At 73.4% G+C, this 18223-nt stretch carries 18 protein-coding genes; 13 read left to right on the plus strand and 5 right to left on the minus strand.

From position 1 onward, the window contains the following. Positions 1-12: 12 nt before the first annotated feature. Entirely contained in the window at positions 13-702 is a 690-nt protein-coding gene (locus JQN83_RS24050) for a response regulator transcription factor (protein WP_204961325.1), read from the minus strand. A gap of 73 nt (positions 703-775) precedes the next feature. Between JQN83_RS24050 and JQN83_RS24055 the strand changes: the two genes are divergently transcribed. Further along, the gene (locus JQN83_RS24055; RefSeq protein ID WP_208569426.1) at positions 776-1699 is read left to right on the plus strand and encodes an ADP-ribosylglycohydrolase family protein; all 924 of its coding nucleotides are present in this window, start codon (positions 776-778) and stop codon (positions 1697-1699) included. A gap of 199 nt (positions 1700-1898) precedes the next feature. On the opposite strand, the gene JQN83_RS24060 is transcribed toward JQN83_RS24055, so the two are convergent. Next, the gene (locus JQN83_RS24060) at positions 1899-2798 is read right to left on the minus strand and encodes a DUF1775 domain-containing protein (protein ID WP_208569427.1); all 900 of its coding nucleotides are present in this window, start codon (positions 2796-2798) and stop codon (positions 1899-1901) included. A gap of 211 nt (positions 2799-3009) precedes the next feature. Here JQN83_RS24060 and thrS point away from each other — a divergent pair, with 211 nt between their 5' ends. The 4 genes from thrS (at position 3010) to JQN83_RS24080 (ending at position 7618) form a co-directional block, all read left to right on the plus strand. Continuing rightward, positions 3010-5013: a threonine--tRNA ligase gene (gene thrS, locus JQN83_RS24065; RefSeq protein WP_208569428.1), complete on the plus strand. Its 2004-nt coding sequence runs from the start codon at positions 3010-3012 to the stop codon at positions 5011-5013. Positions 5014-5083: 70 nt separating this feature from the next. Continuing rightward, positions 5084-5656: an HIT family protein gene (locus tag JQN83_RS24070; RefSeq protein ID WP_372444113.1), complete on the plus strand. Its 573-nt coding sequence runs from the start codon at positions 5084-5086 to the stop codon at positions 5654-5656. Positions 5657-5755: 99 nt separating this feature from the next. Further along, on the plus strand, positions 5756-6394 hold the full coding sequence (locus JQN83_RS24075) for a CG0192-related protein (RefSeq protein WP_208569429.1): 639 nt from the start codon (positions 5756-5758) through the stop codon (positions 6392-6394). 165 nt (positions 6395-6559) lie between these two features. Further along, complete coding sequence (locus JQN83_RS24080; RefSeq protein WP_208569430.1) at positions 6560-7618, plus strand: aldo/keto reductase; 1059 nt, start codon at positions 6560-6562, stop codon at positions 7616-7618. 159 nt (positions 7619-7777) lie between these two features. Here the strand turns inward: JQN83_RS24080 and JQN83_RS24085 are convergent, their stop codons facing one another. Further along, a complete protein-coding gene (locus JQN83_RS24085) occupies positions 7778-9904 on the minus strand; it encodes an elongation factor G-like protein EF-G2 (RefSeq protein ID WP_208569431.1) in 2127 nt (708 codons plus the stop codon). Positions 9905-10154: 250 nt separating this feature from the next. Here JQN83_RS24085 and pgsA point away from each other — a divergent pair, with 250 nt between their 5' ends. The 8 genes from pgsA (at position 10155) to JQN83_RS24125 (ending at position 16828) form a co-directional block, all read left to right on the plus strand. Beyond that, positions 10155-10775 carry a phosphatidylinositol phosphate synthase gene (gene pgsA / locus JQN83_RS24090; protein ID WP_208569432.1) on the plus strand — a complete coding sequence of 207 codons (621 nt, stop codon included), beginning with the start codon at positions 10155-10157 and terminating at the stop codon, positions 10773-10775. Further along, a complete protein-coding gene (locus JQN83_RS24095) occupies positions 10772-11713 on the plus strand; it encodes a phosphatidylinositol mannoside acyltransferase (protein WP_208569433.1) in 942 nt (313 codons plus the stop codon). Before pgsA ends, JQN83_RS24095 begins: the two co-directional genes overlap by 4 nt. A gap of 15 nt (positions 11714-11728) precedes the next feature. Next, the gene (locus tag JQN83_RS24100; protein WP_208569434.1) at positions 11729-12898 is read left to right on the plus strand and encodes a glycosyltransferase family 4 protein; all 1170 of its coding nucleotides are present in this window, start codon (positions 11729-11731) and stop codon (positions 12896-12898) included. Then, positions 12895-13410, plus strand: a complete 516-nt coding sequence (locus JQN83_RS24105; protein ID WP_372444114.1) for a hypothetical protein — start codon at positions 12895-12897, stop codon at positions 13408-13410. Before JQN83_RS24100 ends, JQN83_RS24105 begins: the two co-directional genes overlap by 4 nt. Positions 13411-13679: 269 nt before the next feature. Then, positions 13680-14597: a pyridoxal 5'-phosphate synthase lyase subunit PdxS gene (gene pdxS, locus JQN83_RS24110; RefSeq protein ID WP_208569435.1), complete on the plus strand. Its 918-nt coding sequence runs from the start codon at positions 13680-13682 to the stop codon at positions 14595-14597. 44 nt (positions 14598-14641) lie between these two features. Further along, positions 14642-15247, plus strand: coding sequence for a pyridoxal 5'-phosphate synthase glutaminase subunit PdxT (gene pdxT / locus JQN83_RS24115; RefSeq protein ID WP_208569436.1), 606 nt, complete (start codon positions 14642-14644; stop codon positions 15245-15247). A 208-nt stretch (positions 15248-15455) separates the two neighbouring features. Beyond that, positions 15456-16208 carry a YebC/PmpR family DNA-binding transcriptional regulator gene (locus JQN83_RS24120; protein WP_208569437.1) on the plus strand — a complete coding sequence of 251 codons (753 nt, stop codon included), beginning with the start codon at positions 15456-15458 and terminating at the stop codon, positions 16206-16208. 5 nt (positions 16209-16213) lie between these two features. After that, a complete protein-coding gene (locus tag JQN83_RS24125) occupies positions 16214-16828 on the plus strand; it encodes a ribonuclease FAU-1 family protein (protein WP_307799648.1) in 615 nt (204 codons plus the stop codon). Positions 16829-16915: 87 nt separating this feature from the next. On the opposite strand, the gene JQN83_RS33885 is transcribed toward JQN83_RS24125, so the two are convergent. Next, positions 16916-17863 (minus strand): permease prefix domain 1-containing protein, encoded by a 948-nt coding sequence (locus tag JQN83_RS33885; protein WP_208569438.1) that lies wholly within the window; start codon positions 17861-17863, stop codon positions 16916-16918. Beyond that, a complete protein-coding gene (locus JQN83_RS24135; protein ID WP_208569439.1) occupies positions 17860-18201 on the minus strand; it encodes a PadR family transcriptional regulator in 342 nt (113 codons plus the stop codon). The genes JQN83_RS33885 and JQN83_RS24135 overlap by 4 nt, the downstream gene beginning before the upstream one ends. Between the last annotated feature and the right edge of the window lie 22 nt (positions 18202-18223).

Raw genomic sequence — 18223 nt, forward strand, 5'->3', positions numbered from 1 at the left:
CCAGCGCCGACCTCAGTCGGGGGCCACCAGCCGGAACCCCACCCCCCGCACGGTGCGCAGGTAGCGCGGCTTCGCCGCGGACTCGCCCATCTTTCGCCGCAGCCAGTACAGGTGCACGTCGATGGTCTGGTCCTCGCCGACCGACGGCTGGCGCCATACCTCCTCCAAGAGCTCCCGCCGGGACACCACCCGGCCAGGTCGTGCGGCCAGGTACGCCAGCAGGTCGAATTCCTTGCGGGTGAGCGCCAGTGGCTCCCCGTCGAGCACCGCACTGCGTTCGCCCACGTCCACCCGCAGGCCGCTGACGGTGTGCACGGCCGGGGCCACCGTCCGGCTGGCCCGGCCGACCCGGCGCAGCACGGTGGTGATCCGGGCGTCCAGATGGGCGCCGGTGAACGGCTTGACCATGTAGTCGTCCGCGCCGGCCCGCAGCAGCCGGACCACCGACTGCTCGTCGTCGCGGGCGGTGGCGATGATGATCGGTACGTCGGTGATGCCGCGCAGCATCCGCAACGCGTCCGAACCGTCCAGGTCGGGCAGGCCCAGGTCGAGCACGACCAGATCGGGGGTCTCGGCGGCGACCCGGCGCAACGCGTCCAGGGCTGTCCCGACCGCGTGCACCGCGTGCCCCCGTTCGCTGAGCGAGCGCAGCATCGCGCCGCGGACGACGTGGTCGTCTTCGACCAGGAGCACGGTGGCCACGTCAGCACCGTACTGCCCGTGGCAAGTCGGGTGCGTTGCGACGGACCCGTGAACCGGGCAAACTGGTACGACGATGCCGTTCACCCTCTTTCCCGACGCACGGCTGGCGCTGGCCCGGGACAGCCTGGCCGGGCTGTCCGTCGGCGACGCCCTCGGTTCCCAGTTCTTCGTCCCGGGCCGGCGGCCCGACGACCTCGCGGCCGGCCGGTTGCCCCCGCCGCCCTGGCAGTGGACCGACGACACCGAGATGGCCTGTTCGGTACTTGCCGAACTCGCCACCCACGGCGACGTCGACCCCGACCGGTTGGCGCTGGCCTTCGCCACCCGGGCCGAGCCCTACCGGGGCTACGGCCCGGGTGCGGTGACGATCCTGCGGTTGATCCGCACCGGCACCCCGTGGCCGGTGGCCGCCGCGTCGGCCTTCGACGGTCAGGGTTCCTGCGGCAACGGCGCCGCGATGCGGGTCGCCCCGCTCGGCGCGTGGTACGCCGACTCGACCACCCGGGCGGCGACCCGGGCCCGCGCCAGCGCCGAGGTCACCCACGCCCATCCGGAGGGGGTGGCGGGCGCGGTGGCGGTGGCCGTCGCCGCCTCACTCGCCGCCCGGACCCGGCTTGAGGGGGAGCACCGTCCCGACGTCACCCGGCTGCTCGCCACCGTCGCCGGGGCCCTCGACCCGAGCACCGAGGTGCACCGGGGGACACGCCGGGCGGCCGGTCTGCTCGGCCGCCCCCTCGACGAAGCGGTCGCGGCCCTGGGTAACGGCTCCCGGGTCACCGCCCAGGACACCGTCGCCTTCACCCTCTGGGTGGTCGCCACCCACCTGGCCGACTACCCGGCCGCCATCCGTGCCTGCGTCGAGGCGGGCGGGGACGTCGACACCACCGCAGCGATCGTCGGCGGGATCATCGGCGGCCACACCGGGGTCGGCACGCCCGGCGGGGTGCCGACCGACTGGGTGGCCGCCCGGGAGGCGCTCCCCGCCTGGCTGGACTGAGACCGCCCGCTCAGCGTGCTGCGGCCCGGTCGGCGCTCAGCGTGCTGCCGGCTGCCCACCGCTCAGCGTGCCGCCAGCCGTTCCGCGCTCAGCGCTCAGCGTGCTGCGGTCCGGTCGGCGCTCTGCGTGCTGCCAGCCCCTCGCCGCTCGGCGGGCCGCCAGCCGTTCCGCGCTCGGCGTGCTGCGGTCCGGTCGGTGCTCAGCGTGCTGCCACCTGCTTGGTGTCGGCGTGGTCGGTCGGGACGTGCTCGTCGAGCCGCCAGCCCCGGTCGGAAGGGGTGCGCCCGACCGGGGCGCGGTCGGTGTCCGACGTCGGGTCGTCGGCCCCGGCGGGCTCCGTGTCCCCGGCGGGCTCCGTGTCGGCGGCGGCCCGACGGCGGGAGCGGCTCGCCACCCAGCCGATCGCCGCGCCGCCGCCCAACCCGACCAGCAGGCCGCCGCCGAGCAGCAGGTCGGCGCTGGGGCCGCCCCCGCCCTCCGTCCGTGCGGCGGCGTCCGGGGCGGACTGGGCGTCCGTCGCGTCGGCCGCCCCGCCGTGGTGCCCGGGGGCGGCACCGGGGGCGGGCGGCACCAGTGCCAGCGTCGGAGCGGGATGCCCACCCCCCACCGGGTCGGCCCAGCGCACCACCGTGCCGTCGGAGTAGGTCTGCACCACCTCGAAGGTCATCCGGTCGAGCTGCGGCAGCGGGCCCATGGCCACCGAGAGCCGCGCCGGACCCGACACCGCCGGTCCGGCACCCCGGGTCCAGACCACCGCCGAGGTCACCGTGCTCACCGACGGGGCGTGGATCCCGGCGACCGGCGCGTCCAGGTCGCGGGAGGTGATCAGCGGTGCCCAGCCGTCCACCGACAGCGGGTAGACCTCGCCGATCGGGGCGTCCGGCGGGAGCCTGAACTCGATCTTCTCGGTGCGCGCGCCGGGCCGCTCCTCGGGCACCACGAAGGTCAACTCCACCGCGTCGCCCTGCACCGCCTGACCCGGGCTGGACGTCACCCCGTCCGCCGACGCCGCGGTCGGGGCGCCGAACACCCCGGCCGCCACCGCCGCCAGCACCAGCACGCTCCGACGCCGCCGGGCGCCACCACGGGTCGTCGCCATCTTCCGCCCCCATCCGTCTCGCCGCGGCCGACACCGGCTCCGGCCACACCTGGTAGTTCGGACGGCGGGCCGGAAAGGTTCAACGCCGGTGCGGGTCGATACCGCGACCGGGCTTCCTTTCCCGGCGACCGGGGGCGACGGCGGGACCGATAGCATCGAAGCAGCCGGCGCGTCCGGCCCATCCGTGCCGCCTGCCGTTGAGGAGTTCACCGTGTCCGCACCCCGTACCCCCGTCGTGGCCGACCCCGTCGTCGTCGCCGCCGGGACGACGGCGGCCGACGCGGTGGCCGCGGCCGGGCTGCCCGCCGCCGGCCCGAAGGCGGTCGTGGTGGTCCGCGACCCGCAGGGCCAGCTCCGCGACCTGGACTGGACCCCGGCCGAGGACACCACCGTCGAGCCGGTCAGCCTCGACTCGCCGGACGGGCTCAACGTGCTGCGGCACTCCACCGCCCACGTGCTCGCCCAGGCCGTGCAGGACGTCTTCCCCGAGGCCAAGCTGGGCATCGGCCCGCCGATCGAGAACGGCTTCTACTACGACTTCGCCGTCGACAAGCCGTTCCAGCCCGACGACCTGGCCAAGCTGGAAAAGCGGATGCAGGAGATCGTCAAGTCCGGCCAGCGGTTCCGCCGCCGCCGCTTCGACAGCCTGGACGAGGCCCGCACCGAGCTGGCCGCCGAGCCGTTCAAGCTCGAACTGATCGAGGTCAAGGGCGAGGGGCTGGACACCAGCGAGGTGATGGAGGTGGGCGGCGGCGAGCTGACCATCTACGACAACCTCGCCGCCGGTGAGGACAAGGTCTGCTGGTCGGACCTGTGCCGGGGCCCGCACCTGCCGAACACCCGGCTGATCGGCGCGTTCAAGCTGATGCGTTCGGCCGCCGCGTACTGGCGGGGGTCGGAGAAGAACCCACAGCTCCAGCGGGTGTACGGCACCGCCTGGCCGACCCGCGACGAACTGAAGGCGTACCTGAAGCTGCTGGAGGAGGCCGCCCGGCGCGACCACCGCAAGCTCGGCGTCGACCTCGACCTGTTCAGCTTCCCCGACGAGCTGGGCTCCGGCCTGGCGGTCTTCCACCCCAAGGGCGGCATCATCCGCCGGGAGATGGAGAACTACTCCCGGATCAAGCACGAGCAGGCCGGCTACTCGTTCGTCAACACCCCGCACATCACCAAGGGCCACCTGTACGAGGTCTCCGGGCACCTCGACTGGTACGCCGACGGGATGTTCCCCCCCATGGAGGTCGAGGGGGCGAACTACTACCTCAAGCCGATGAACTGCCCGATGCACGACCTGATCTTCCGGTCCCGGGGCCGCTCCTACCGGGAGCTGCCGCTGCGGATGTTCGAGTTCGGCACGGTCTACCGGTACGAGAAGTCCGGCGTGGTGCACGGCCTGACCCGGGTCCGGGGCATGACCCAGGACGACGCGCACATCTTCTGCACCGAGGAGCAGATGGCCGGCGAGCTGAAGTCGCTGCTCGCCTTCGTCCTGGAGCTGCTGCGCGACTACGGACTGGACGACTTCTACCTCGAACTGTCCACCCGTAACCCGGACAAGTCGGTCGGCACCGACGAGAACTGGGTGCGGGCCACCGAGGCGCTGCGCTCGGCCGCCGAGGAATCCGGCCTCACCCTGGTGCCCGACCCGGGCGGCGCGGCGTTCTACGGCCCCAAGATCTCCGTCCAGGCCAAGGACGCCATCGGCCGGACCTGGCAGATGTCCACCATCCAGGTCGACTTCAACCTGCCCGAGCGGTTCGGCCTGGAGTACCAGGCGGCCGACGGCAGCCGGCAGCGGCCGGTGATGATCCACCGGGCGTTGTTCGGGTCGATCGAACGGTTCTTCGGGGTGCTCACCGAGCACTACGCCGGGGCGTTTCCGGCCTGGCTGGCGCCGGTGCAGGTGGTCGGCATCCCGATCCGCGAGGACCACACCGAATACCTGCACGGCTTCGTCGCGGCGCTGCGCGCCGAAGGCATCCGGGCGCAGGTCGACGCGGGTGACGACCGGATGCAGAAGAAGATCCGCACCGCCCAGCAGCAGAAGATCCCGTTCATGGTGATCGCCGGGGACGACGACGTCGCCGCCGGCACCGTGTCGTTCCGCTACCGCGACGGTTCCCAGCGCAACGGGGTGCCGGTCGCCGAGGCGGTCGCCCACGTGCTCGACGTGGTCTCCTCGCGTACCAACTCGGGGCCGTCCGCCGGCAGCTGACCCCGGCCCGCCACCGGCCGCGTACCCACGGCCGGTGGCGGTCGGCGCGGGAGATCGTAGGATCGGCGGTGTGACTGGGGCGGAGCGGCACCTCGACGGCGACACGGACCACGGCCCGGCGGACGACGGCCTGGCGGACGGGCTCGACCGGCTCTGGACCCCGCACCGGATGACCTACATCTCCGGGGGGGACCGGCCGGAGGGCGGCTACGAGGAGCCCGCCGGCTGCCCGTTCTGCCTGGCCCCCGGCCTGCCGCCGGAGCGGAGCCTGGTGGTGGCCCGGGGTGAGCACGTCTTCGCGGTGCTCAACCTCTACCCGTACAACCCGGGGCACCTGCTGGTCTGTCCCTACCGGCACGTGGCCGACTACACCGCACTCGACCAGGCCGAGACGGTGGAGCTGGCGGCGTTCACCCAGACCGCGATGCGGGTGGTCCGGCAGGTCAGCAGCGCGCACGGGTTCAACCTGGGGATGAACCAGGGCGGGGTGGCCGGCGCCGGCATCGCCGCCCACCTGCACCAGCACGTGGTGCCCCGGTGGGGTGGGGACATCAACTTCATGCCGGTGATCGGCCGGACGAAGGTGCTCCCGCAACTACTCTCCGACACCCGCGAGTTGCTCGCCCGCGCCTGGCCGTCCTGACCGGCCACCCGCCACGGCAACCCGGGTCGGGCGCGGGTCGGTGGGCCGGGCCCGCGTGACGGGTGCGGCGGTCGGTGTGCCGACTCCTAGGATGTGATCATGGCGTTGTTGCACCAGGCGGAGATCCGCCCCACGAAACTCGAACTCCTGGCCGGTTGGCTGCCGGGCCGGCGCTGGTATTCCGGGCCGGCGGCCGGCGAGCCGGTCCGGGTGGCCGCCTACCGGTTCGACGACCCCGCCGGTGCCGTCGGTATCGAGACGATCCTGGTACGGGTCGACGCCGGCCCGGTCTACCAGGTCCCGCTGACCTACCGGGACGCGCCGTTGGCCGACGCCGACGAGTGGCTGGTCGGCACCACCCACCACTCGGTGCTCGGCCCCCGCTGGGTCTACGACGGGTGCGGCGACCCGGTCTACGCCGCCGCCCTGGCCGCCGCCATCCTCACCGGCACCGGTCAGGCGCAGGAGTACTTCGAGATCGACGGAGTGCGGGAAGTCCGCGAGCCGTCCATGACGGTGGCCGGCACCGGCAACGTCGGGGCCCCCGTCGTCGGCGCGGTACGCCAGGTGGGCGACGGCGACCCGACCAGCATCGGCACCGACACCGTCGACCTGCTCGTCGCCCGCCGGCTGTCCGGTGCCGGACTGCCCGACGACGGGCCGGCCGCCGCCACCCTGACCGGCCGTTGGCCTGGGCAGTCGACCCCGGTGCCGCTGGCCCGAGCCCTGCCCCGCTGATCACCCGGCGGGCCCCGGCACCACCGGGCGGGCCGGGTGGGTCGCCGTCGTCCGGTGTCCGCGCCGCCATCCGCCGTGCCGTGCCGGCGGTGTCGCTTGTGGTCGATCGGGCACGATGCGTCAGCTTCGTCTCCCCACGCGTCCCGAAGGTGACACGATGCGGCGATGGCAGTGACGACACGGATGTTGGGTCGCAGCGGCATCGAGGTCAGCGCCCTCGGCATGGGCTGCTGGACGATCGGCGGCCCCTGGGCCGAGGGCACCCAACCGCTGGGCTGGGGCGCGGTCGACGACGAGGAGTCGGTGCGGGCCGTCCGCCGCGCGCTCGACCTCGGGGTGACCTTCTTCGACACCGCCGACACATACGGCGCGGGGCACAGTGAGCGGGTCCTCGGCCGGGCGCTGGCCGGCCGCCGCGACGAGGCGGTGATCGCCACCAAATGGGGGTACACCTTCGACGAACGGTCCCGGCAGGCCACCGGCGAGGACGCCTCCCCGGCGTACCTGCGGCGGGCGGTCGTCGACTCGCTGCGCCGCCTCGACACCGACCGGATCGACCTCTACCAGCTGCACCTGGGTGACCTCCCGCTGCCGCGGGTGGAGGCGCTGGTCGGCACCTGCGAGGAACTGGTCGCCGACGGCCTCGTCCGGGCGTACGGCTGGAGCACCGACCGGGCCGACCGGGCCGCCGGGTTCGCCCAGGCGGCTCCGCACGCCACCGCCATCCAGCACAGCCTGTCGGTGCTGCGCGACGCCCCGGTGATGCTGGCCGCCTGCGACAAGCACGACCTGGCCAGCGTCAACCGGGGGCCGCTCGCGATGGGGTTGCTCACCGGCAAGTACACCAACGGCTCCACGCTGCCCCGCGACGACGTGCGGGGAGTGGCGCCGGGTTGGCTGGAGTGGTTCCGCAGCGGTCGACCCGCACCGGAGTGGCTGCGTCGGGTCACCGCCGTGCGGGGCGCGCTCACCGCCGACGGGCGGACCCTGGTCCAGGGCGCGCTGGGTTGGCTCTGGGCGCGCAGCGACCGGACGGTGCCGATCCCCGGTTGCCGTACCGTCGCCCAGGTCGAGGAGAACGCCGCCGCGTTGCGCCTCGGCCCGCTCACCCCGGACCACTTCGCCGAGGTGGAACGGCAACTCGCCGCCCTGCGTACAGCCGCCCTCCGGGACGCCGACCGCCCCCACTGGCCACTACCCCCCGTCCCCGCCGCCCGCCCCTGACCCCTCAAACCTCCGTCCCCCACCCCCGCCACCTCCCACCCCCGTCGATCATGGAGTTGTGGGCCCCGCGTAAGCGACATATGGGGACTCAACCCCCACCACAACTCCATGATCGACGCGGTGGGGTGGTGGGCGGGTTGGGGGTGGGGGTGGGGTGGGTTATTTCGGGGTGGGGGTGGGGGTGTAGTGGGCGAAGGTGCGGCGGAAGGTGCCGGTGCCGGCGGTCAGGGCCCGCAACTGCACGGCGTAACGCAGCAGTTCCTGGGCGGGGACCTCGGCCCGGACCAGGGTGCGGCCCTCGACGTCCGGGTCGACCTCGGTGCCGAGCACCCGGCCCCGCCGGCCGGACAGGTCACCCAGCACCGCACCGACCGAGGAGTCGGCGACCCGGACCACCACCTCGTCGACCGGCTCCAACAGGGTCGGAGCGCCCCGCTCGGCGGCGTCGCGCAGGGCGAGCGCGCCGGCCGCCTGGAACGCGGCATCGGAGGAGTCGACGCTGTGCGCCTTGCCGTCGACCAGGGTCACCCGCACGTCCACCACCGGATGCCCGGCGACCACCCCGCGGGCCAGTTGCGCCCGGACACCCTTCTCCACCGCCGGTACGTAGTGGTGCGGCACCGCCCCGCCGACCACCCGGTCGACGAACTCGACACCCGCCCCCCGGGGCAGCGGCTCCACCTCGATGTCGCAGACGGCGTACTGACCGTGCCCGCCGGACTGCTTGACGTGCCGGCCGTGTCCGGTGGCGGCGGCCGTGAACGTCTCCCGCAACGGCACCCGCACCGGCTCGGTGTCCAGCTCCACCCCGCCGGCCCGGAGCCGGTCGAGCACCACGTCGGCGTGTGCCTCGCCCATGCACCAGAGCACCAGTTGGTGGGTGTCCGGGTTGCGCTCCAGCCGCAGCGTCGGGTCGCCGACGATCAACCGGCCCAGGTTGCGGGCCAGGGCGTCCTCGTCGGCCCGGCTCCGGGCGGCCACCGCCACCGGCAGCAGCGGCTCCGGCATCTCCCAGGGCGCGATCAGCAGCGGCTCCCCCTTCGCCGAGACGGTGTCGCCGGTCTCCGCGCTGCCCGCCTTGGTGATCGCGCAGATGTCGCCCGCGACGCACGCGTCCACCTCGCGCAGGGCGGCCCCGAGCGGGCGGTAGACGTGCCCGACCCGCTCGTCGGCGTCGTGGTCGGGGTGGCCGCGCTCGACCAGCCCGTGCCCCGACACGTGCACCGTCTGGTCGGGGCGCAGCGTGCCGGAGAAGACCCGGACCAGGCAGACCCGGCCGACGTGCCGGTCGACGGTGGTCCGGACCACCTCGGCGACCAACGGGCCGTCCGGGTCGCAGTGCAGCGGCGGGCGGGGGGAGCCGTCCACCCCGGTCACCGCCGGGACCTCGCGTTCCAGCGGTGACGGGAAGGCCGACACCAGGGCGTCGAGCAGCACGTCCAGCCCGACGCCGGTGGCCGCGCAGACCGGCGTCACCGGGTGGAAGTGGCCCCGGGCGACCGCCCGCTCCAGGTCGGTGACCAGCACGTCGGTGTCGATCTCCTCGCCGTCGAGGTAGCGGTCCATCAGGGTCTCGTCCTCGCTCTCGGCGATGATCCCCTCGATCAGCTCACCCCGGGACTCGGTGATCGCCGGCAGGTGCTGCGGGTCCGGCTCCCGGACGTCGGCGGGCAGCCTGGCCGAGTAGTCGTGCACCCGCCGGGTGATCAACGCGAGCAGCCCGACGACCGCCTCGCCGTCGTCGCCCAGCATCGGCAGGTGCAGCGGGAGCACGTTGTCTCCGAAGACCCGCTGGCACAGCGCCACCGCCTCGTCGAAGTCGGCGCGCGGGTGGTCCAGCCGGGTGACCGCCACGGCGCGCGGCAGGTCCACGGCGGCGCACTCCTCCCAGAGGGCGGCGGTGGCGGCGTCCATCCCGTCGACGGCGGACACCACGAACAGCGCCGCGTCGGCGGCCCGCAGCCCGGCCCGCAGCTCGCCGACGAAGTCGCCGTACCCGGGGGTGTCCAGGAGGTTGACCGTCACCCCGGCGTGCACCAGCGGGGCGCAGGCGAGGCTTACCGAGCGCTGCTGGCGTACCGCGGCGGGGTCGTGGTCGCAGACGGTGGTGCCGGCGGCGACGGTGCCGGCCCGGTCGATCGTGCCGGTGGCCGCGAGCAGCGCCTCGACCAGGGTCGTCTTGCCGGCGCCGGAGTGTCCGACGAGCACCACGTTGCGTACCCGGTCGGGCGTGGTCACCACCGGCGTGTCACCGGTGGCGCCCTGGTCCTGGTTCTTCTGCGCCATCGCGGCGCACCTCCCTGAGCCGGTGGTGGGTGGCGACCGCCGCGCACGACGGGGAGCGGCCCGGTCGGGTGCCGCGGCGATATCCTCCGGTGGCCCGGCGACCGGCGAACGGTCAACGGGCGAGGTGGTGAGCTGGCTCACCTTGCGCCCCGATCCCACACCCGTCGACGGACCCCGCACAAGTCTCGTCGGGCGGGTCGGGCGACCGGCCGTATCGCGCGGCACTGCCGGCCGTTATCGTGGGACCGCCATGGCGAAGATCTTCCAAGTGACGGCCCGCGCGGGGATGACCCGCGTCGTGGAGCCGGTCGCGCGCGGTCTGCTCCGCGCCGGTGTGTCCCCCAACGCGGTCACCGTGGCCGGCACCGTCGGCGTGCTCGTCGGCGCGCTCGGCTTCGGTGCCCGCGGCCAGCTGGTGGCCGGAGCGCTGATCGTGACCTTCTTCGCGCTGACCGACATGCTCGACGGGACGATGGCCCGGATGAGCGGCGGCTCGACCCGGTTCGGCGCGTTCCTCGACTCGTCGATGGACCGGGTCTCCGACAGCGCGGTGTTCGGTGCGGTCGCCTACTGGCTGGCCACCGAGGGCAACCACTCCGGGGTGGCCGCCGCGTTGATCTGCCTGGCCGCCGGAGGGCTGGTCTCCTATGTCAAGGCCCGCGCCGAGGGGTTGGGGATGAGCGGGAACGTGGGCGTCGCGGAACGCACCGAACGGCTGCTGATCGTCGGGGTCGGTGGGCTGCTCACCGGCCTCGGGGTCGGCCCGGCCCTGGAGATCTCGCTCTGGCTGCTCGCCGCCGTGTCGATCTTCACGGTCGGCCAGCGGGTGGCCCACGTTTACCGGCAGGCGCAACAGGCCGGCCCCGAGTGAACCTCACCGAACTCGGCTACGTCGCCGGCTGGCGGCTGGCCCGCGCGCTGCCCCGGCCCGTGGTCGCCGCGGCCTTCCAGGCGGGCGCCGACCGCGCCCACCGCGCCCGGGGCAAGGGCGCCACCCGACTGCGCGCCAACCTGCGCCGGGTGGTCGGCCCCGACCTGCCCGAGACGGAGCTGGACGCACTGGCCAAGCAGGGTATGCGGTCGTACGCCCGGTACTGGATGGAGGCGTTCCGGCTGCCCTCGCGCAGCCGCCAGCAGATCCTCGACGGGTTCCACCTCGGCGGGTCGGAGCTGCTCGTCGCCGACGTGGCGGCCGGCCGGGGCGCGGTGGTGGCGTTGCCGCACGCCGGCAACTGGGACGCCGCCGGTGCCTGGGTGGCCGCCAGCGGCCTGCCGATCACCACGGTCGCCGAGCGGCTCAAGCCGGAGGGCGTCTACAAGCGCTTCCTCGCCTTCCGCGAAGGTCTCGGCATGGAGATCCTGCCCACCCACGGCGGTGCCCGGCCCGCCTTCGACGTGCTGGTGGACCGGCTCGGCGCGGGCACCGTGGTGCCGCTGCTGGCCGACCGGGACCTGTCCGCCCGGGGCATCGAGGTGGACTTCTTCGGCGGCCGTACCCGGATGCCGGCCGGGCCCGCCCTGCTGACCATCCGCACCGGCGCCCCGCTCTACGTGGCGTCGCTGTGGTACGAACCGGACATGCCGCGCGCGCAGTTGGAGGGCCCGCTGCCGGTGCCCGACCCGGACAGCGCACCGTTGGACGAGCGGGTCCGGGTGCTGACTCAGCGGATTGCCGACTGTCTGGCGGCGGGCATCGCCCGTCATCCGCAAGACTGGCACATGTTGCAGCGGATGTGGCTGGACCAGCGGGGCTCCACCGACGGCGGGTCCACCGCGGCGCCGCCCCCGGCCAGCGCCGGTTCGGTCTGAGGGGAGGGGGCGCCAGTGCGGATCGGCATCGTGTGCCCGTACTCCTTCGACGTCCCCGGCGGGGTGCAGAACCACGTCATGGACCTGGCCGAGGCGCTGCTCGGACTGGGGCACGAGGTGAGTGTCCTGGCCCCCGCCGACGAGGAGTCGACGCTGCCGCCGTACGTGGTCTCCGCCGGGCGGGCGGTGCCGCTGCCGTACAACGGTTCGGTGGCCCGGATCGCGTTCGGGCCGGTCTCCACCGCCCGGGTGCGGCGCTGGCTCACCCGGGGCGAGTTCGACGTGCTGCACGTGCACGAGCCGCTCACCCCGAGCCTGTCGATGCTGGCGGTGCTCTCCGCCCGGGGGCCGGTGGTGGCGACCTTCCACACCGCGATGACCCGGTCCCGGGTGCTCGCCGCCGCCCAGGGGGTGCTCCAGATCCTGCTGGAGCGGATCACCGCCCGGATCGCGGTCAGCGCGTTGGCCCGCAAGGTGCAGGTCGAGCACATGGACGGCGGGGCGGTGGAGATCCCCAACGGGGTGGCGGTGGCGAAGTTCGCCGGGGTCGAGCCGTTGCCCGGCTGGCCGGGGGAGTGCGCCACCGGCAGCGGCGGGACGCTGGGTTTCCTCGGCCGGTTCACCGAGGCCCGCAAGGGTTTCCCGATCCTGCGGGACGCCTTCGTCGCGCTGGCCGCGCACCGGCCGGGGCTGCGCCTGCTGGTGGCCGGGCCCGGCGACCCGGACGACCTGTTCGGGCGGTTCCCGGCGGAGCTGCGCGACCGGGTCACGTTCCTCGGTCTGGTCTCCGAGGTCGACAAGGCCCGGATGCTGCGCAGCGTCGACCTCTACGTCGCCCCGAACACCGGCGGCGAATCGTTCGGCATGATCCTCACCGAGGCGCTGGCGGCCGGCGCGACAGTGGTCGCCAGCGACCTGGACGCGTTCCGGCGGGTGCTCGACGGCGGGCGGGCCGGCCGGCTCTTCCCGACCGGTGACCCGGCCGGCCTGCGGACCGTCCTGGCGGAGCTGCTCGACGACCCGGCGCAGCGGGCCGCGTTGAGCGCCTGCGGCGATCAGGTGGTGGCCCACTACGACTGGCCGGTGGTGGCCCGTCGGGTGGTGGAGGTCTACGCGGCGGCCATCGAGGCCACCGACGGTCGGGTCATCGACCAGGAGTGGGCGGGGCTGGGTGGTCCGCGGTGACCCCGACGGTGCCGCAGCTGTGGGCGGTGTCGGTCGCCGTGGTCGTCGTCGCCCTGGTCGTGGTCTACCTGGTCTGGACGGCGGGCCGGGTCGAGCGGTTGCAGACCCGGGCGGAGTCGGCGGCCCGCGCGCTCGACGCCCATCTGCTGCGCCGGGCCGCCGCCGCCGCGGTGCTGGCCGAGCAGCGACACGGCGTGGAGCTGTACGCGGCGGCGCGGATCGCCCTGGACGCCGTCCCCGAGGAGCGGGAGGCGGCGGAGAACGACCTCACCCGGCAACTGCGGGCGGCCCGGCTGGACCCGGCCGATCCCTCCTGCGGGGCGGTGATCGCGGCGAGCCGGCGGCTGGCGCTGTCCCGGCAGGTGCACACCGACCTGGTGCGGGACGCGCGTAGCGCGCGGAGCCGACCGCTGGTGCGGGTGTGCCGGATGGGCCGCCGCCACCCCTGGCCGCGGTATTTCGACATCGACGACCCCACCCTGGCCCTGCCCGCCGACGTCCCGGCGGGCTGACCGGGGCTGCCGACCGGTGGCTGCCCGACGGTGCGGCCCCTCTCGCGGTGGTGGCCCCGGGTCGCGGTGGTGGCTCGGGTCGCGGTGGCGGGGCCGGGTGGCGGTGGCGGGCGGGTCACCGGGGCGGGCGGCACCGGCCCGGGTCGAGCCGGGGTGACGGGGGCCACAGGGCAGGCCACCGTGGGGCCGATTGGCTGTCGGAGCGGCGTCCGGGGCGTCATAGCATCAGCCGGAGTCAGCCCCTGAGCACGTCCGAGGAGTGATGGACCATGTCCGAAACGACGTCCCCGAGCGCCGATGCCCCCCAGGTCCGGGGCACCGCCCGCGTCAAGCGCGGCATGGCCGAGATGCTCAAGGGCGGCGTGATCATGGATGTGGTCACCGCCGAGCAGGCCAGGATCGCCGAGGACGCCGGTGCGGTCGCCGTCATGGCGCTGGAGCGGGTACCGGCCGACATCCGCGCCCAGGGTGGCGTGTCCCGGATGAGCGACCCGGACATGATCGACGGCATCATCGCGGCCGTGTCCATCCCGGTGATGGCCAAGGCCCGGATCGGTCACTTCGTCGAGGCGCAGGTCCTGCAGTCCCTCGGCGTCGACTACGTCGACGAGTCCGAGGTGCTCACCCCGGCCGACTACGCCAACCACATCGACAAGTGGGCGTTCACCGTCCCGTTCGTGTGCGGCGCGACCAACCTGGGTGAGGCGTTGCGTCGGATCACCGAGGGCGCGGCCATGATCCGCTCCAAGGGCGAGGCGGGCACCGGGGACGTCTCCAACGCCACCATGCACATGCGGCGGATCCGGCAGGAGATCGCCCGGCTCAGCTCCCTGCCGGCCGACGAGCTGTTCGTCGCTGCCAAGGAGTTGCAGGCCCCGTACGACCTGGTCAAGGAGGTCGCCGAGACGGGCAAGCTGCCGGTGGTCCTGTTCACCGCCGGCGGCATCGCCACCCCGGCCGATGCCGCGATGATGATGCAGCTCGGCGCGGAGGGCGTCTTCGTCGGTTCCGGCATCTTCAAGTCCGGCAACCCGGCGCAGCGGGCCGCCGCGATCGTCAAGGCGACCACCTTCCACGACGACCCGGACGTGCTGGCAAAGGTGTCCCGGGGCCTGGGTGAGGCGATGGTCGGCATCAACGTCGACGAGATCCCCCAGCCGCACCGGTTGGCCGAGCGCGGTTGGTGAGGCGGGGGTCCGGGGCCGCTGCCGGTGGCGCGGGAGGAGGGGACGTGGGTGGACCGGTGATCGGGGTGCTCGCCCTCCAGGGTGACGTCCGTGAGCATGTTTCCGCCCTCGCCGGGGTCGGTGCGGAGGCCCGTGCGGTGCGCCGGCCGGCCGAGCTGGACGCGGTCGACGGGCTGGTGATCCCGGGTGGGGAGTCCACCACCATGAGCCGGCTGGTGGACATCTTCGGGCTGCGCGCGCCGATCGACGAGCGGATCGCCGCCGGGATGCCGGTCTACGGGTCCTGCGCCGGGATGATCATGTTGGCCACCGAGGTGCTGGACGGCCGTCCCGACCAGCGGGGCTTCGCCGGCATCGCGATGACGGTGCGACGCAACGCGTTCGGTCGGCAGGTCGACTCGTTCGAGGCGCCGGTGGAGATCACCGGGATCGACGGCGGGCCGTTCCACGCCGTGTTCATCCGCGCCCCCTGGGTCGAGCGGGTCGATGCCGACGTCGAGGTGCTGGGCCGGGTCACCGGGGGTCCAGCCGTCGACCGCATCGTCGCCGTCCGCCGGGGCAACCTGGTGGCGACGTCGTTCCATCCGGAGTTGACCGGGGACCTGCGTCTGCACCGTTACTTCGCCGACCTGGTCGGGGCCGCCCACTGAGCCGCCCATCTCCCGGCGAAAGGGGCAATTCCTGCGCGGGTTGGTGGCGGTGCCGCGCCGGGTGTGACGGCGGGGTGGGTGCTCTCGGTAGGATTGCCGCGGTTCGGCGCGGGCACTGCCCGTCGCAGCCCTCCAACGCGGCCGGTGCTGGCCCGGAGTCGGCGCGGCCAGCCGACGCGAGGCGTGAGTCAACAGACGGAGGTACGAGATGTCCGGCCACTCTAAATGGGCGACCACCAAGCACAAGAAGGCCGTCATCGACGCCAAGCGCGGCAAGATGTTCGCCAAGCTGATCAAGAACGTCGAGGTGGCGGCCCGCACCGGCGGCGGTGACCCGGCCGGTAACCCCACCCTCTTCGACGCCATCCAGAAGGCCAAGAAGAGTTCGGTCCCGAACGACAACATCGACCGCGCGGTCAAGCGCGGCTCCGGCCTGGAGGCCGGCGGCGCCGACTGGCAGACCATCATGTACGAGGGCTACGGCCCGAGCGGCGTGGCCATGCTGATCGAGTGCCTGACCGACAACCGCAACCGGGCCGCCACCGAGGTCCGCACGGCGTTGACCCGTAACGGTGGTTCGCTCGCCGACGCCGGCTCGGTGTCGTACATGTTCTCCCGCAAGGGCGTGGTGATCGTCCCCAAGGCCGACACCACCGAGGACGACGTGATGATGGCGGTCCTCGATGCCGGGGCCGAGGAGGTCAACGACCTCGGTGAGGCGTACGAGGTGGTCTCCGAGCCGACCGACCTGATCGCGGTCCGCACCGCCCTGCAGGAGTCCGGGATCGAGTACGAGTCGGCCGAGTCCGCCCTGATCCCCAGCGTCAACGTGCCGCTGGACGAGGACGGCGCACGCAAGATCTTCAAGCTGATCGACGTGCTGGAGGACTGCGACGACGTGCAGAACGTCTACGCCAACTTCGACGTCTCGGACGACGTGATGGCGGCGGTGGACGCCTGACGGTCGTGCCGGCACACCGGTTCCCGCCGGGCGACGTGGTCGTCCGGCGGGAGATCCTGCGTGGTGAGGTCTGGTTCGGCTGCCCCACCATCTGCGTGGCGGACACCGACGACCTGTTGGCGCTCTATCTGCCGCCGGGTGCCGAGTTCGGCTTCCCGGAGCACGGCGAATTCCCCTGCGGTCGGCACCCGTGGCAGACGGCGGGGCACACCGCGTGGTCCGGGCACGGCAAGCTGATGCTGCACCGCCCGGGCGAGGCGCACTCGGTCGACGTCTTCTGGACCGGGCCGGACCGCACCTTCGCCGGCTGGTACTTCAACCTCCAGGACCCGCTGCGGCGTACCCCGATCGGGGTGGACACCCTCGACCACGAGCTGGACCTGTGGTGGGCGGCGGACGCCGACCGGTACGTCTTCAAGGACGTGGAGCTGTTCGCCCAGCGCCTCGTCGAGGGGCGTTACCCGGGCATGGCGCAGGCGATCCGGGCCGAGGGGGACCGGATCGCCGCGCTGCTCGACGCGGGGCAGCGGTGGTGGGACGAGGGCTGGGCGCACTGGCGGCCGGAGCCGTCCTGGCCGGTGCCGCAGCTGCCGCCCGGCTGGGCTGCTGTGCCGTGCTGACCTGACCCGCCCCCGCTAAACCCGGCACTCCCGGACCGTGCGACGGGCCCGGCGTGGGTACGCCGGGCCCGTCGGGTGCTGGTTCGTTCAGCGCGTCTGGCGGCGTGTCTTCACGGCGCTGTCGATCAGCCCCCAGACCACCACCCCGGCGGCGCTCAGCGCGATGACGACCCCGAGGGTGTCCCGGTTGTCCTGGTCGGCGAGCCAGCTCAGCCGGTCGGCCAGGGCCGGGTTGAGCAGCCGGTCGGAGAGCGCCAGCCACGCCACCGGCACCGCGAACGCCACGTCGAGCAGGCCCTTCACCCCGAACAGCGGCCAGGTCCAGCGTCCGGTCCGGTACTTGACGATTTCGAACACCACGCTGGCGGCCAGTACCACGATCAGCGCCGGCAGCCAGAACGACCACAGCGCCGGGTCGAGGATCGGGATGTTGCCGCCGTCGGTGTCGTGCACCCACGACTGGTAGTGCTGGAAGGGTAGGTATCCGATGGTCAGCGCCAGCATGGCCACCGAGGCGACGGTGTCGGCGAGGGAGACGTCCCGGTGGGTGGGGACGTCGGGGAGCTGGTCGACGGTCCAGCCGGGCATCGTGGTGCCGGGTTGGGCGCGTTCGATGACGGCGAAGGTCAGGGTGAGCCAGAAGGTGATCTGCACGCCCACCTGCATGGCGACGACGATCCCCCGGCCGATCGCGCCGAAGCCGTTGCCCTGTGCCACCTCGACGACCACGACGACCGTGCCGACGATCGCCGGGATGAAGCTGAGCAGCAGTTTGAGCAGTCGGAGCCAGACGAGGTAGTAGGTCGGGCCGATGAGCTGGAGCCGGCGGTCGGTGTACCGGGAGGCCAGCAGGTCCGGGTTGCCCAGTTCGGTGAGCACCTCCCGCTCGGCGGTGGCGGTGTGCTGGCCGCCGCCGGTGCGGTCCTCGATCATGTCTTCGATCGAGGCGCGCAACTCGGTGGCGATCTCGTCCCGACGCTCGGCGGGCACCGAGCGCAGCGTCGCCGCGAGGTAGCGGTCGGTCAGGGTGTTCATCGGTCGGCTCCTTCGATCAGCCCGGTCACGGAGGTCTGTACGGCGGCGAGGTCGTCGAGCAGGCGGGCCAGCACCGTCTCCCCGTCGGCGCTGGTGCGGTAGAACTTGCGCGGCCGGCTCTCCTGGGTGTTCCACTCGCTGGTCAGCAGCCCCTGCTCCTCCAGTCGTCGGAGCAGGGGATAGAGGGTGTTGGCGTCGACCGGGAAGCCGTGCCCGGTGAGGCGTTGCAGCAGCGCGTAGCCGTAGCCGGGTTGGCGCAGGGCCAGCAGGCTGGCCACCACCACCGTGCCGCGACGCAGCTCCTGGAGATGGGTCCGCAGGACCTCTTCGTTGACCATGTGTCACACTATACTGTGTGAC

Origin of the sequence: Micromonospora antibiotica, assembly GCF_017599305.1 — a bacterium.
GTDB lineage: Bacteria > Actinomycetota > Actinomycetes > Mycobacteriales > Micromonosporaceae > Micromonospora > Micromonospora antibiotica.

Bases quoted from the DNA above. Each gene is read 5' to 3' on its own strand.
- JQN83_RS24085 (WP_208569431.1), bottom strand. From the start codon at position 9,904: ATGGCGCAGAAGAACCAGGACCAGGGCGCCACCGGTGACACGCCGGTG.
- JQN83_RS24060 (WP_208569427.1), bottom strand. From the start codon at position 2,798: ATGGCGACGACCCGTGGTGGCGCCCGGCGGCGTCGGAGCGTGCTGGTG.
- JQN83_RS24120 (WP_208569437.1), top strand. From the start codon at position 15,456: ATGTCCGGCCACTCTAAATGGGCGACCACCAAGCACAAGAAGGCCGTC.
- JQN83_RS24135 (WP_208569439.1), bottom strand. From the start codon at position 18,201: ATGGTCAACGAAGAGGTCCTGCGGACCCATCTCCAGGAGCTGCGTCGC.
- pgsA (WP_208569432.1), top strand. From the start codon at position 10,155: ATGGCGAAGATCTTCCAAGTGACGGCCCGCGCGGGGATGACCCGCGTC.
- JQN83_RS24055 (WP_208569426.1), top strand. From the start codon at position 776: ATGCCGTTCACCCTCTTTCCCGACGCACGGCTGGCGCTGGCCCGGGAC.
- pdxS (WP_208569435.1), top strand. From the start codon at position 13,680: ATGTCCGAAACGACGTCCCCGAGCGCCGATGCCCCCCAGGTCCGGGGC.
- JQN83_RS24075 (WP_208569429.1), top strand. From the start codon at position 5,756: ATGGCGTTGTTGCACCAGGCGGAGATCCGCCCCACGAAACTCGAACTC.
- JQN83_RS24080 (WP_208569430.1), top strand. From the start codon at position 6,560: ATGGCAGTGACGACACGGATGTTGGGTCGCAGCGGCATCGAGGTCAGC.
- JQN83_RS33885 (WP_208569438.1), bottom strand. From the start codon at position 17,863: ATGAACACCCTGACCGACCGCTACCTCGCGGCGACGCTGCGCTCGGTG.